Genomic DNA, 14502 nt, shown 5'->3' with positions numbered 1-14502 from the left:
GGTTCATTCTTGCGCGTCCTGCTGATCAATCCATTCTACCCCATCTCGGAAACGCCCTCCCCGCCCCTGGGCCTGGCTTATCTGGCCGGCGCGCTGGAAGCAGCGGGAATGGCGGTAAAGGTTCTGGACTGCGTGGTGTCGCCGTTCAGCGACGATTTGCTTTCCTCTCTGCTGGAAGAATTCAAGCCGGACCTGGCCGGCGCCACGGCCGTAACCATGACGGTGGACCATGCGTTGACCGTCCTCGAACGGATCAAGGCCCTGGACCCGGGTATCCCCACGGTATTGGGCGGCCCCCACGCCACCTTCTGTGCTGCCGATATCCTGGCGTCATTTCCCCAGGTGGACGCCGTCGTGCGCGGAGAAGGCGAACGGTCTCTGGTGGCACTGGCCCACGCCGTCGATGCTCGCTCTCCCTGGAACCGGGTGCCGGGAATCGCCTTTCGCGAAAAAGACCGCGTCGTCACCACCGATCTGCCGCCGCTGGCCGACCTGAACGAACTCCCGCCACCGGCCCGCCACGGCATCCCACTGGGGCGCTACCGGGCCCTGGGCATGCCGGTCAGCATGACCACCAGCAGGGGATGTCCCTTCAAATGCATTTTCTGCGTGGGCCGCAAAATGGTCGGAGCAAAAGTGCGCTACCGGGATCCCGTCCGGGTTGTGGAAGAGATGGCCGCACTGAGCCGGCTTGGATTCCATCAGATCAATCTGGCTGACGACCTGTTTACGGCCAACCGGGATCACTGCCTGGCTGTGTGCAACGAAATCATGGAACGCGGGCTGAAGGTGAACTGGACCTCTTTTGCCCGGGTGGATACGGTCGCCAGGCAGACACTGGAGGCCATGCGCCGGGCCGGGTGCACGACAATCAGCTTCGGAATCGAATCCGGCAGCCCGGAAATGCTAAAGCGCATCAAAAAAGGCATTACGCTGGAGCAGGCCCGAAAAGCCATGCAGCTCTGCCTGGATTGCGGCATCGAGCCCCACGCTTCATTTATTCTGGGCCTTCCCGGGGAAACATCGGAGACTCTGCGCCAAACCCTCGATTTCGGCGAGACGCTTCAGAACATGGGTGCCAACCACGGATTCCACATCCTGGCGCCTTTTCCGGGAACGGATATCCGGGAACGGCTTGAGAAATACGACCTTCAAATTCTGTCCGACGACTGGCGGGAGTATCATGCCAACCGGGCCGTTGTTCGCACGGCCGGTGTGGCGCCGGAAACCATGGACGCCATCGTTATCGAAAGCGAAAAAGAATTCGACCGCTGGCTGGCCAAAATCGGGCGACGCCGCGCCATGGGACTGACCGACGAGAAAGAGGCTTGGCCCCTGACCCGGCTGGAACATACGGTGGTCATATACGACATGATGATGAAACGGCTGATCGAAAACCGCGGCTTTTGGCCGGTCGACGCCAGCGATGACGATCCCGGCCAGCCCGGCGAAGAACTGCCGGCCGAGCGACTGATCCAACGGGCAACCGAGGATCTCGATCATCCCGCGCAGCGGATTCGGGCAGCCATCGAATTCGCGGTCACGGAAAACTATCTTGAAGTGACGGAAACGTCCGGGTGGGTCAGGTGGTCGTGGGTGGAAGGCTTTGTTCGGTGAGGTTTTCGTTGGCCGTATTTTCGACGGGCAGATGAATGACAAACCGGGTGCCGGCTCCCGGTGTAGAAAAAACGTTCATGGTGCCGCCATGGTTTTCGGTGATAATGAAATAGGACACCGACAGCCCCAGCCCGGTTCCCACACCAACGGATTTGGTCGTAAAAAAAGGTTCGAAGATCCGTTTGCGCACGGCGGCATCCATTCCCGGACCATTGTCCTCGATTTCCACGCAGGCCTGCCCATCGTCCATTTTAACCCGCAAAACCAAATGGGGTGCGGTCTGCCCGGGATTCTCCGCCATGGCCTGAGCGCCGTTGGATAAAATATTGAGAAATACCTGCTGAATTTTGGATGCTTCGCAGGAAACCTTGGGCACCTTGGAATCGTATTCCCGAACGATCTCGATCTTGCGGAAGTCATACTTCTTTTTCAGGTCGTAGTCGTTCTCCGCCAGTTCCACGGTGGCATCCAGCAGTTGGGTAAGGTCGCAGGAAGTGGTGACGGCCTCGCTCTTACGGGAAAAGGAGAGCATGTTCTCGACGATCTTGGCGGCTCGCTTTCCCGATTCCATGATCATGGCCATCATCTGCGGCATGCTTCGCCCCTGCATGTATGCCTGGATGGCAGGCATGGTCACGCCGCAACGTTCGGCCACTTCATGGTTTTTGGGCAGGTCGCTGGAAAGACGGTTCTGCATGACCTGGATGTTCTGCATGATCCCCGCCAGGGGGTTGTTGATCTCATGGGCCATGCCCGCGGCAAGGCCGCCCACGGAAAGCATTTTCTCCGATTGGACCATCATCTCTTCGATCCGCACCCGCTCGGTAACATCGTCCACCCGGATCACGGCACCGCCGGTGCTGCCGCTGTCCAGTGGATAAACCGTTATATCCGAGTAGCGGACGTCTCCTTTGGAGCGGGTGGTTACCTTGCTTTCCTTAAGAGGGCGTCTTTCTGCGATGGCCTGCTTGACCCACCCCATGGCTTCGGCCAGAAAAGGATATACATCGCCCACATGGCAACCCAGGGCGTGCTCGGCGTCGATGCCGGAATGCTTCTGCGCCTCCCGATTCCACTGGGTCACCCTTCCTTCAGGATCGACGCCCACGAGGACCGAAGGCATGGAGTCTACAATATTTTTCAGCGTTTCCCGCAGCTTCTTCAGGTCTGTCTCCCGGCGGTCGATCTCCCGGGCCATGATATTGATTTCGGATATGATTGTATTGATATCCGACTGCTTTTCCAGGGGCAGGGCAAGCTGATAATCCCCGGCTGCAATGGTTCGAATGCCGGCAATCAGCCGATCGAGGGGTTTGGCCACCATCCGTTTCATTAACAGGTGGGTGCCCAGTCCGATGACCAGGGTTACCAAAAAGATGGTTGCCAGAATGGATATGAGACTTCTCTTCTGGATCGCCTGGATGCGTTCCCTGGAAAAAAGAAGTTCGGTGGTGCCAATATGTTCGTCCCCACTGACAATATCCCTTTTCAGATGAATCCAGCGCTCCTTTTGCGGTTGTTCGGGTATGGTGTCGAAGTACGCTTCCAGATTGGTCTCGATGCGAACTGCGCTGAGAAAATCGGAACTTAAGTACGCCTTGGCAATCTGCTTGACCGTATCCACGTCCAGATTCCACAGCGGCCGCGCCAGTACTTCGGCGAACTCATCGGCAATGTCCGCTGCTTCGCTTTCCAGGTTCTTCGCTTCCCGATTGGTGTAATAAACTTGGTAGAATGCACCGAAAGCAGAAAAGACCAGCGCAGTCATCAGGGTCAGGCCCAAAGTCAGGTCCCTCGCAATGGTGCGCCGGGTTCGCCGGGAAACCGGTTTTGAATGTTTCATGATCCAAGGCACCTTTCTGCCAACGAATCGAAACGGTACAAAAGGAGGCGATGTCCAGGATGGTACGATATCCCCATATAGTGGGTATCCCGAAAAACGGCCGACTGTCAAGCAATGCGGAAACTGCTGCCATCTTTGCAGATCGAAAGGAGCCTGCTATGCGTCGGCGTTCGGCAGCATTCGGACGGGTTGCGGGAAATCCGTTGGATTCGAGCCAACCGTGATTATTGTATGCTGTAGCTTCGATGGATGGCACGTTTTCTTTGACACCAACAGGGAGGTCGATATGACCAAAGCGATCATCATTCACGAAACCGGGGGGCCGGAAGTCATGCAGTGGGAAGATCACGATCCCGGAATGCCCGGCCCGGAAGAAGTGCGGCTGAACCAGGAGGCCGTAGGGCTCAATTTTATCGACATCTATCACCGCACCGGTCTCTATCCGCTGCCGGCCTTGCCCGCCGTGTTGGGGCTGGAGGGTGCCGGGGTTGTGGAAGCGGTCGGGAATCGGGTAACCGATCTGCACCCGGGAGACCGGGTGGCCTATGCCGGCGTACCGCCGGGTGCCTATGCCCAGGTCCGCTGTATTCCGGCCCATCGGTTGGTGCGGCTGCCCGACGATATTTCCACCCGGCAGGCCGCCGGCATGATGCTGCGGGGAATGACGGCCCGCTACCTGCTCCACGGATGCTACCCGGTCAAGGCCGGGGACCGGATTCTGATTCACGCCGCCGCCGGAGGCGTGGGCTCCATCGTCTGCCAATGGGCCCGGCATCTGGGCGCTGAAGTCATCGGGACGGTGGGATCGGCCGAAAAGGCGGAGATCGCCAGCAAGAACGGATGTCACCATCCCATCGTGTATACCGAGGTCGATTTTGCCGAACAGGTGAAAACCATCACCCAGGGGCAGGGCGTGGACGTGGTCTACGACAGCGTGGGCCAGGCTACCTTCATGAAATCCCTGGACTGTCTCAGACCCATGGGAACCCTGGTTACCTTCGGCCAGTCGTCGGGCCCCGTGCCGCCGCTGGACATCGGGATCCTTTCCGCCAAGGGGTCTCTTTTTCTCACCCGACCCAGTCTGATGACCTACACGGCCCGGCGGGAAGATCTGCTGGACCATGCCCGGGATCTTTTCGAAGTGGTCGCGAGCGGTGCGGTCGAGATTTCCATCGGGCAGACGTATGCCCTGAAAAATGCCGCTCGGGCGCAACAGGATCTGGAGCATCGCAAAACCAGGGGCAGCAGCGTACTGATTCCCTGATTCAAGGCCATACGGACGCTACAATCAGCCTCTGTACCTATCTTTCGGCCGTTCCCTGAAACGATTATTGCTGGAAGTCCGACCAATTTTGTGGTAGTTGAATTAGGTTTCATATTTTTGTTTTCGTACAGGAGTCCTATGAATCCCAACCGCACACTCGTCATTGCCACGCGCAACAAGGGCAAAACCGCCGAAATACGGGATCTTCTCAAAGACTTCCCGGTGGAAATAAAAAACCTGGATGATTTCGGCCCGATACCGGAAGTCGTCGAAGACGGAGAAACCTTCGATGAAAACGCATACAAAAAAGCCAGCTTCACCGCCAGAATATTAGGATATCCGGCGCTATCCGACGATTCGGGACTGGTCGTCGAAGCCCTGGACGGTGCGCCGGGTGTCCATAGCGCCCGCTGGGCCGGCCCCGACGCATCCGATGCCCAGCGCTGCGAGAAATTGATGAAGGTGCTTGAAGACCAGACCAACCGCGCGGCCGCCTTCGAGTGCGTGATCTCCATCGCCGTACCGGAAGGTCCGGCATTGACGTATGAAGACCGCTGCGAAGGCATTATCGCGCGTGCACCGGCCGGAGAAAACGGGTTCGGCTACGATCCTGTTTTTTTCTTCCCGCCCTTGAAAAAAACCTTCGCTCAACTGACCATGGCTGAAAAAAGCAGGGTCAGTCACCGGGGCAAGGCGCTGCAGCAGGTTCAAAATGAATTCGAAAAGGTTCTTAAATGGATTGACCGGCACATGCCGTCGCCTCAGGCAGCGGGGTGTCAGAGCTTAAGCTGCGAGGGATGAAGCCATGCACGATGACCGGTCACGATTTGAAAAGGGGTAAACGGCATGTTGAAAAAGAACGAAGGGATTGACATCGTCAAAGAGTTGGGCGGAATCCAGACCGTGGAGGAAGCCCAGGCATTGTTTGAACAGCGGCTGGACGCCGAGCACCTTGCCCGCATCCGGCGGTTGAGCCACCCGGAAGTTTTGATCAAAATCGCCAACGCCATCGCCATGTGCGATCCCGGTCGGGTTTACATCAACACGGGCACCGACGCCGACCGGGCGTTCATCCGTCAGCTGGCCCTGAACAAGGGCGAAGAGGCGGTCCTGGCCATGGACGGGCATACCATCCATTATGATCTCAAGGAAGAACAGGGCCGGATTATCGACCGGACCTACTACATCGCCAATCCGGATGAGAAGATCAGCAGTCTGGCCAACAAGATTTTGAGGGACGACGCCCGCACCGTGGTTCGCGAAAAAATGGCCGGAATCATGAACGGGGCTACCATGGTGGTGGGCCTGTATATTCGCGGACCGGTCGGTGCGGCCGCCTCCAACCCCGCCCTGGAGATTACCAGTTCGGCCTATGTCTCGCACAGCGCCGAAATTCTCTATCGCAATGCCTTCGACGATTTCGAAAAAGAGGTCGAGCGGCTGGGGCATTTTTACACCAACGTCCACAGCGAGGGCCTCAATCGTCCCGAAGACCTGCCCAATGCGCGCGTGTTCATGGACCGCAGCCATCGCACCACCTACTCGTTTAACTGTACTTACGCGGGCAATACCCTTTTGTTGAAAAAGGGCAACCACCGCTTTTCCGTGGACAAGGCGGTTTACGAAGGCAAGGGCCTGGAACTGGCCGAGCACATGTTCATCACCGGTATCGACGGTCCGGACGGCCGGGTGACCTGGGTAGCCGGAGCGGCGCCCTCCGGCTGCGGCAAGACCACTACGGCCATGGCCGGCAACCACTTCGTGGGCGATGATCTGGCCCAGATGTGGATCGACGGGAACAAAAGCGTGCGCTCCATCAACCCGGAGTGCGGGATCTTCGGCATCGTCGAGGATGTCAACCGGGAGGGGGACCCCATGTTGATGGACCGGCTCAGAAATCCGGGATCCGAGGTAATCTGGTCCAATGTGCTTATCGACGAAGACGGCGTTCCCCACTGGAAAGGCAACGGAGAAACGCCTCCCACTCGCGGCCGCAATTTCCATGGCCCCTGGAAAAAGGGGCTGGTCGATTCCGGTGGCAAGGAGGTTCCTATTTCGCACCCCAACGCCCGCTGCACCATCGCCTCATCTGCCCTGGCCAACTATTCAGACATGGCCGAAGCCGCGGAAGGCGTGGAAACCCGGGTGATTACATACAGCGGCCGGGACAGCGACACCATGCCCCCGGTGTGGGTCGCCAAAAATTCCGCCCACGGCGTGGTCATTGGCGCCTGCATCGTTTCGGCGGCCACGGCCACAGAAGTTGGAGCCACGGGCGTCAAGCGGGCGCCGTGGGCCAATGCGCCTTTTATTCCCGGCGCATTGGGCGACTACATGAAAGCGCAGTTCGACTTCTTTGGCAATGCCGCCATCGCCGAGAACAAACGACCGATCATGGCCGGCTTGAATTATTTTCTTACCCACGAGGCCCGCGGCGGAAGCGGCACCAAGCTGCTGGGCGAGAAAAAAGACGTCAAGGCCTGGCTGGGCTGGCTGGAGCGCAGGGCCCACGGCGATGTGGAGGCCATTGATACGCCCATCGGATTCATTCCGCGTTACGAGGATTTGAAGCCACTTTTCGAAACCCTCATCGACAAGGCCTATCCCAAAGAGCTCTACGAACGCCAATTCTCCCTGTACATCGACAACATCCTGGCCCGCAACGACCTGCAGACCACGGCCTACGGCAAGGAAGAAAACATTCCGCAACTTCTTTTCGACGTGCTGGGAGAACAGCGCGACGGCCTGATCGACCTGAAGAACCGATTCGGCCCCGTCGTCACGCCGGATCAACTGCTGGAAGGATGATTCCTGTCATCCAACCGATTGGCGTCGATTCAAAACCGATTCGTCCCTTTTCGGCAAATGTGCACGGGCGGCAGGGGTTCTCCCTGCCGCCTTTTCTGCGTCCTGTAAATGGCAGGCCATTTCCATGAACCACCAGCCCATCGCCACTGCTATCCTCAACCGCCGCATGCTGGTGGCCCTGATGATGGGCTTTTCCTGCGGATTGCCGCTGCTGCTGACCCTCTCCGTGCTCCAGGCCTGGATGACGGAAGCCGGGGTCGACCTGACCACCATCGGCGCCATGACGCTGGTGGGCCTTCCCTACAGCCTGAAGTTTTTCTGGGCGCCGCTGTTCGATCGCTTCACCCTGTCCTTTCTCGGCAGGCGGCGCGGCTGGCTGCTGGTAGCCCAATTGTTCCTGATGGTTGCCCTGATTGCCCTGGGACACAGTGATCCGCTGGGGCATCCTGAACTGCTGGCCGCGGCGGCCCTGGCCGTGACGTTTTTCAGCGCTTCCCAGGATATCGTGGTGGATGCCTATCGGCGTGAAGACCTGCCGGACCATGAACTGGGAATGGGTTCGTCCCTGTACATCAACGGCTACCGGGTCGGTATGCTCCTGGCTTCGGGGGGCGGCCTGATTCTGGCGGATCATATCCCTTTCTCCATGGTTTATTCGATCATGGCGCTGTGCTTGCTGCCGGGTGTTGTAACGACCTTACTCACACCGGAACCCCACGTGGAACGGGCGCCCGGGACCTTGAAAGAGGCGGTGGTCGATCCGTTGAAGGAGTATTTCAGCCGGTCCAAAGCCATCTGGATCCTGGCTTTTATCCTGATGTATAAAATCGGCGATACCATGGCCGCCGCCATGACCACGCCCTTTTACCTGGACATCGGCTTTTCGAAAACCGAGATCGGAGCCGTGGTCAAACTGTTCGGCTTCTGGGCCACTGTGGGCGGGAGTCTGGTGGGCGGCGTCCTCATGATTCGCCTGGGCATCTTTCGCAGCCTCTGGATCTTCGGTATTCTTCAGGCCCTTTCCACCGCCGGATTTGCCCTGTTGGCGTTGGTCGGTCCGAGTCTGGCCGCCCTGTCGGCAGTGATCGCCTTCGAAAATCTCAGCGGCGGTATGGGAACCGCAGCCTATGCGGGCTATATGGCAAGCATTACGGACAAGCGCTTTACGGCCACGCAATACGCTTTGCTGACCAGCTTAATGGGCATTCCCCGGGTGGTGGCTTCGGCGCCTACCGGTTATATGGCCGCCCATATGGGCTGGTGGCCCTTTTTTGTTTTGTGCACCCTGATCGCCCTTCCCGGTCTGCTTCTGCTGCTTGCCATCGACCGGAGCCGGTGAACCGAATTTCCACCGGCCGCGTTCCAGGCAACTGTTGTCCCTTGTTTTTTCTTGTTTTCTGATTATGATAGCCCATAATTTTTCTAAGTACATCTGTTCGAAAAACCGGTGTACTAAGCAAGGAGTGACTATAACTTGACCGCTACACCTCCCCCTAAAATCCCCACAGCAGACCGGATCCGTCAATTGACGGAAACCCGGCAGCGGGTGCTGGCGCTGCCTGCGGAAAATGCCCTGCAGGCTATTTTAGAGCATCCCCAACCGGCTGCCCTCGTGCATTCGTTTTCGGAAGAAGACCTTCATTTTCTCATCCACGATATCGGCTTGGAAAATGCGCTGCCCCTTCTTTCTCTGGCCTCCAACCGCCAGTGGGAATACCTGGTAGATATGGAGGCCTGGAGCCGGGATCGGATGAATTTTCAGACCACCACCGCCTGGCTGCAGTTGCTCCTGGCCGCCGATGCGGACCGTCTGGTCAAATGGTGCTACGAGGAAAAGCTCGAGTGGATCGAGTTGTACCTCTTTCGAAACATCGAACTTCGCATCCGGGAGTCGGATCAATCCCCTTCGGACTTGGGCGAAGGCTATTTCAGCGATGACGACACCTTTTATGTACGCTTTGTGGACTACCCCGTAGCCACACAGCAGGAGGAAGCATTCAAGCGCCTGCGCAACGAAATGCTGGGTCAACTGCTGCGCCGTCTGTCTCTATTCGATCATCTCCGCTACCAGGGCCTGCTCATGGAAGCGATGGGCCTGCTTCCCGGCGAGATTGAAGAGGAGTTGTTCCGGCTGCGCAATGTGCGTTTAGGAGAAAAGGGGTTTTTGCCTTTCGATGAAGCGGTGGGTGTCTATCAACCTCTGCAGCCCGAGGAACTGGCCGCCCGGGGGAAAAAAATCCTCCGCCCGGGGCCGGCAGACGAAACACAATTACCGGCGCCCCGGATCACCGCCACGTTTCTCGAGGGGGACAACCTTTTTGTACGATCTTTAAAACAGATACAGGCGCCACATATTATTGAACAGCTTCAGACCGAGACGGCCAGCCTCTGCAACCGTGTGATCGCTGCCGATCTATCGGTAATCCGCGGCCGCGACCAGCTTCGATCCGTTGTATCCAAAGTCAGTGGATACCTGAGCATCGGACTGGGACGGCTTTTGGCCGGCAGTCGGCAGGAACGTGAGAAAAAAGCGGCCAAACTCGTTCAGCGGCATATGCTCATCGATATCTTCAGAACCGGTTTTGGTTGTGCTCTTCAGCTCAAATGGCGGGCCGACCGCTGGTACCGGGAGAGCTGGTGCCGGGACCGAAAACTTGAACTGACATTCTGGGGGGAGACGTGGTTGGGACAGTTGGGGGGTTTGTTAATCGACAAGCCCAAGTTTTATGATCCGGACCAGGCCGGCTCCAATTATCGCGATTTTGCCGCCATGGAAGAGATCGAAGCTACCGGCCTGGGGCTTTCTCAAGTAACGGTGCTGGACAGCCTATTCGGGAAGTTGAATCCTGAATTGGCACCGTCCTCCATGCATCGGTCCATCGACTACAAGAACATGCTGCTCACCCAGTGGGCCAGGGCAAGCCTGAAGATGCCGCCGGTGACGCCCGGGACATCGGACCCTGCCATTCCCGTCTCGCGGTTCAGGCCATTTTACGAGACCCTCTGGCGGTCGCAGGAGGATCGCCGCAGAATCGCCGATGAACGTAAAACCGAATTTTTGCAATGGATCGCAAAGCAATCCGGTCTTTCGACAACCGAATTGGCTGACCGGTTGGGATGGGTCTTCGAAGCGCTTTTCGACGAGATCGAACAGGAGCTGGCGCGGGTCCGAGCCGGCAACCTCGATCCGCGGCACGTCCATCTCTTTTTGTTGAAACCCTGAATTTTTCGTTGCTGGCCGGAAGGCGTTTTCGAAAGGGCCTCAAGTTGCATTGAGGTCACCAGGTACCCCAATGCAAATGATCGGCATTATCTGTGCGGTGAGCGCAGCCCTTTTCTGGGCCAGTGCCGTCATCATGTTCAAAAAAAGCGGCGAGGTGCTTTCTCCGACGGCCCTGAACCTGTTCAAGGGGGTCGTTACCCTGCTCCTGCTCATACCAACCTTGTGGTTCAGCGGCACGCCGCTGTTTCCGGACCGACCGTTCGGGGAATGGCTTTTGTTCGGCCTTTCCGGATTCATGGGCATCACCATGGCCGACAACTTTTTTTTCATGGCGCTCAAACGGCTCGGCGCCGGCCTGTGGGCCGTGGTGGACTGCCTCTATCTTCCCTTTATCATATTGCTTTCGGCCGTTTTCCTCAACGAAGAGATCGGGCTGAAGGGAATGGCCGGGGCCGCGATGGTAATTGTGGCCATTGGTGCCGGTTCCTATTCCGACGGATCGGCAAAGTGCTCACAACGGGATTTTCTTTTAGGGCTTTTCTGGGGTACGCTGGCAGTCAGTCTGCTGGCCGGAAGCATCATTATGGTCAAGCCGTTGCTGGAGACCACCAGCGTCCTGTGGGCCAGTTATGTAAGGCTGCTGGCCGGCGTAGCCGGTCTGCTCGTACTGGCCGTGATTCAGCCGGAAAGAAAACGGACGCTGAGTGTGCTGCTGCCCTCGCAGGCCTGGAAAATCGCCCTGCCGGCCTCCATTGTGGGCAACTACCTGGCCATGATCGCCTGGTTGGCGGGTTTTAAATACACACTGGTGTCGGTGGCGGCCATCCTTAACCAGCTTTCGACCATATTCACTTTCATACTGGCGGCCGTTTTTCTAAAGGAACCGGTCACCCTGCCAAGATTGATCGCCATTCTTCTAGCCGTTATTGGCGCCCTGCTGGCCGCCGGGGCTACATGATCAGCCATAATCATTCAATGCCCATCCAGAAATCTGGATGGGCATTATTCAAACAGGTAGCGATGGATCATATCCGCCAAACCGTCGATGAGACGGTCGGCGTCCTCGTCGTGGCCGAATATGGTTATCGAGCTGATGATCTCTTCCACGGATCCCGAGATAATCCGGGCTGCGGTTCGGATATCTGTAATTCGCAGTTTGCCTTCGAACTGGGCGATAAACGTTTCCAGATGCTGGAGAATGCGCTTGTCGACTTCGGCGGACACCGATTCGACTTCCGGATCGGAATAGCGCATGGCCAGCGCTTCCCGATGAAACTGCGGGTAGGGATCATGGGATTCCAGCATGGCCTTGATCAGCCGGTAAACGCTCTTCCGGCGGTCATTGGGATCGAAGCGGTGTTCGCTTAATATGCGGACGACCTTCTCTTCGATATGCTCCCGGAAAATTTCCATGAACAGCGCCTTCTTGTCCTTGAAATAGGAATAGAAGCTTCCCACGGAAACCCCGGCCGCCGCCGCTATTTCCTTGGCATTGGTGCCATGGAAACCATGTTCGCCAAATTGCTCTTTGGCTGCGACCATAATCTTGTTTTTGGTTTCGATGCTGCGTTTTTGCTGGGGAATTCTGATCTTTTGCGTCACATCCGACATTCCGCGACCTCCTGTGGCCTGATTGCCTGATTTCATACCCAATTCCCGTTGGGACGTCAATAAAAGCGAAAAAATGTTCGAATTCCGGTTGACATAGCCGCTGTCGTGCCGATTATATGATGAAGTACCACAAAGTGACACAACAATGTTCGCCAAAAGGAGGGTGCCATGAAACATACATTTCGTATAACTGTAATGGCAATCGCTGTGGCAATGATGGCCGGTATAGCCACTGCGGGTTCCGTGGATATCGGATTGGGACAAATGGATCGCGCTGAATTTGAAACCCTGAAACGGATGGTCAGTGGCGACCAGCCGTTTTCTGCCAACAGCGCCCAGGAACAGGAAAAGGTCGCTGTCAAAAACGTCGCCGAATTCAACTGGAACGATGTGCAGGACATCCGACAGGCGATGACCGCCGACGAGACCCCGCGCAATGCAACGGCTGCAGCTTCCGATACCGGCCCGGTGGATATCGGTTTGGGGGCCATGAGCACAAATGAGTTTTGCGACCTCAATAAACTGGTGGCCAGCAATACAGGCGGCCAGGCCGCTGCAGGGTTCCAGTTCATCTGCCCGTAATCCGGATTCGCCGCTTCATTGACATCGACGAGTATGCCCAAAAACAGTATTGGCTGCCAAGGCCTGAAGAAGCACCGTGGTGCCCTTCAGGCCTTTTTTCGCACCCTCCATTCACCTCCCGAATTTTTCAAACTACTGGAAATTCATCATTTTTATAACATCCTGTCGGCCTAAAAATAAAAATCCGAAATAATGTTCATTTTTTCTTGACAACATGAAACAAGGTTCATATATTCACCTTCAAAGATGAACGTTTTGTCATATTCATTTTAGAAACAACTATCCAAAGGAGAAAAAAATGAAAAAAATAATCTTCGCAACGGCAATGGTTTTCATGTTGATGGTGGGAATTGGCAATGTTGCCGCACAACCTGTAGACATTGGTACCGGGCAGACGGACGCCTCCGAGTTCACGGCTCTGAAGGCCATGGTTCAAGGGCAGGCAACGGTTTCCGGAGACCATGTTATGACACCGCCGGTTCATAAGGAGCAGTACGGTGAACTTCAAATGACGCCGGCAGAGTTCCAGTCGCTGCAAAATGCCGTAGCAGGTCAAACCAGTGGTTGGGATGCGGCCCACAGCGATAAAGACGCCGCCCGAACGGTCGATATCGGAACGGGTGAAATGCCTGCCGACGAATTCTGTGCCCTGAAACGAATGGTCGAGGGATCCCAAGTGGCGATCTTCGACGGCCTGGCCTGTTTAAACCGGTAACCGCAAGCCTGCCGACTCCAACCTTTTCAAACATCGGAGGAATATGGCTCCTCCCGATCAGCCCCCTTGCCTCTGGTCCAGGCAAGGGGGCTGTTTATTTCGTTAATCCGGATGATCGAAAAGATATCCGACCGAGCGAAGGCTTTTGAAATAGATGGGATTGCGGGGGTCGGGCTCGAAGTATTTGCGGAAGCGGACGATAAAATTATCCACGGTGCGGGTACTGGTTTTACGGCTGTAGCCCCAGCCGATCTGCAGCAACTGATCGCGGGAGAGCGGTTGGCCGCGGTTGGCGATGAACAGCTTGAGCACCTTGGATTCCTGCTCGGTCAGCGAGATCTCCCCCTGGCGGCAGATCGCCGTATTGGTTTTAAAATCGATGCGGTTCTCGCCAAACGCGTAAGTGTCGAAGGATGATAGAACCGGCGCCTGGTTTTCATGATTCCACTGACCGCGTTTGAGCAGCCTTTCCACGCGCAGGAGCAGCTCTTCCAGGTTGAACGGTTTGGCCAAATAGTCGTCCACACCGAAGGCGAGCCCTTTGATGCGGTCATCCGGATCGCCTTTGGCTGAAAGAATCAGGATGGGCAGCCGTTCATCTTCCAGGCGAATGCTTTGAAGGATGGAAAGGCCGTCGATGCCCGGCAGCATGATGTCCAGGATCACCAGATCCGGCCCGATCTCCTTCCACTTGTTCAGACCGTCCACCCCGTCGCCGGCAACCATCACTTCGTACCCCTGAATGGTGAGGTTCAGTTCGAGACCTTCGGCAATATGGTGATCGTCTTCAATGATCAGGATCTGCTTTTTCTTAGATTCCATGATTTCCGCTCCGAAAA

Annotated in this window: 12 protein-coding genes; 9 read left to right on the top strand and 3 right to left on the bottom strand. The window is 56.7% G+C overall.

Going from position 1 to position 14502, the window contains the following annotated elements; all coding sequences use genetic code 11:
• The first annotated feature begins 9 nt into the window (after window positions 1–9).
• Complete coding sequence (locus GN111_RS26640; RefSeq protein ID WP_155306654.1) at window positions 10–1617, top strand: B12-binding domain-containing radical SAM protein; 1608 nt, start codon at window positions 10–12, stop codon at window positions 1615–1617.
• Here GN111_RS26640 and GN111_RS26635 read toward each other — a convergent pair.
• Window positions 1583–3460: an ATP-binding protein gene (locus GN111_RS26635; protein ID WP_155306653.1), complete on the bottom strand. Its 1878-nt coding sequence runs from the start codon at window positions 3458–3460 to the stop codon at window positions 1583–1585. The genes GN111_RS26640 and GN111_RS26635 overlap by 35 nt on opposite strands.
• Window positions 3461–3746: 286 nt before the next feature.
• On the opposite strand from GN111_RS26635, the gene GN111_RS26630 reads away from it, so the two are divergent.
• From GN111_RS26630 to GN111_RS26605, 6 genes are all read left to right on the top strand, one after another.
• Window positions 3747–4724, top strand: a complete 978-nt coding sequence (locus GN111_RS26630) for a quinone oxidoreductase family protein (RefSeq protein WP_155306652.1) — start codon at window positions 3747–3749, stop codon at window positions 4722–4724.
• A gap of 138 nt (window positions 4725–4862) precedes the next feature.
• A complete protein-coding gene (locus GN111_RS26625) occupies window positions 4863–5525 on the top strand; it encodes an XTP/dITP diphosphatase (RefSeq protein WP_155306651.1) in 663 nt (220 codons plus the stop codon).
• 45 nt (window positions 5526–5570) lie between these two features.
• Entirely contained in the window at window positions 5571–7532 is a 1962-nt protein-coding gene (locus GN111_RS26620; RefSeq protein WP_155306650.1) for a phosphoenolpyruvate carboxykinase (GTP), read from the top strand.
• 124 nt (window positions 7533–7656) lie between these two features.
• Complete coding sequence (locus tag GN111_RS26615; RefSeq protein WP_155306649.1) at window positions 7657–8871, top strand: AmpG family muropeptide MFS transporter; 1215 nt, start codon at window positions 7657–7659, stop codon at window positions 8869–8871.
• A 135-nt stretch (window positions 8872–9006) separates the two neighbouring features.
• The gene (locus tag GN111_RS26610) at window positions 9007–10755 is read left to right on the top strand and encodes a DUF6178 family protein (protein WP_155306648.1); all 1749 of its coding nucleotides are present in this window, start codon (window positions 9007–9009) and stop codon (window positions 10753–10755) included.
• A gap of 70 nt (window positions 10756–10825) precedes the next feature.
• Complete coding sequence (locus GN111_RS26605) at window positions 10826–11713, top strand: DMT family transporter (protein ID WP_231715566.1); 888 nt, start codon at window positions 10826–10828, stop codon at window positions 11711–11713.
• A gap of 44 nt (window positions 11714–11757) precedes the next feature.
• On the opposite strand, the gene GN111_RS26600 is transcribed toward GN111_RS26605, so the two are convergent.
• Window positions 11758–12366: a TetR/AcrR family transcriptional regulator gene (locus GN111_RS26600; RefSeq protein WP_170302477.1), complete on the bottom strand. Its 609-nt coding sequence runs from the start codon at window positions 12364–12366 to the stop codon at window positions 11758–11760.
• Window positions 12367–12534: 168 nt separating this feature from the next.
• Between GN111_RS26600 and GN111_RS26595 the strand changes: the two genes are divergently transcribed.
• Together GN111_RS26595 and GN111_RS26590 are read left to right on the top strand one after the other, a co-directional pair.
• The gene (locus tag GN111_RS26595) at window positions 12535–12948 is read left to right on the top strand and encodes a hypothetical protein (protein ID WP_155306646.1); all 414 of its coding nucleotides are present in this window, start codon (window positions 12535–12537) and stop codon (window positions 12946–12948) included.
• A gap of 298 nt (window positions 12949–13246) precedes the next feature.
• Window positions 13247–13663 (top strand): hypothetical protein, encoded by a 417-nt coding sequence (locus tag GN111_RS26590; RefSeq protein ID WP_155306645.1) that lies wholly within the window; start codon window positions 13247–13249, stop codon window positions 13661–13663.
• A 102-nt stretch (window positions 13664–13765) separates the two neighbouring features.
• Here GN111_RS26590 and GN111_RS26585 read toward each other — a convergent pair whose 3' ends face one another.
• Window positions 13766–14485 (bottom strand): response regulator transcription factor, encoded by a 720-nt coding sequence (locus GN111_RS26585; RefSeq protein ID WP_155306644.1) that lies wholly within the window; start codon window positions 14483–14485, stop codon window positions 13766–13768.
• Between the last annotated feature and the right edge of the window lie 17 nt (window positions 14486–14502).

The sequence above is a fragment of the Desulfosarcina widdelii genome (genome assembly GCF_009688965.1).
GTDB lineage: Bacteria > Desulfobacterota > Desulfobacteria > Desulfobacterales > Desulfosarcinaceae > Desulfosarcina > Desulfosarcina widdelii.
Note: the sequence above shows the minus strand (reverse complement) of the source record. Positions and strands in the feature narration are given on the sequence as shown.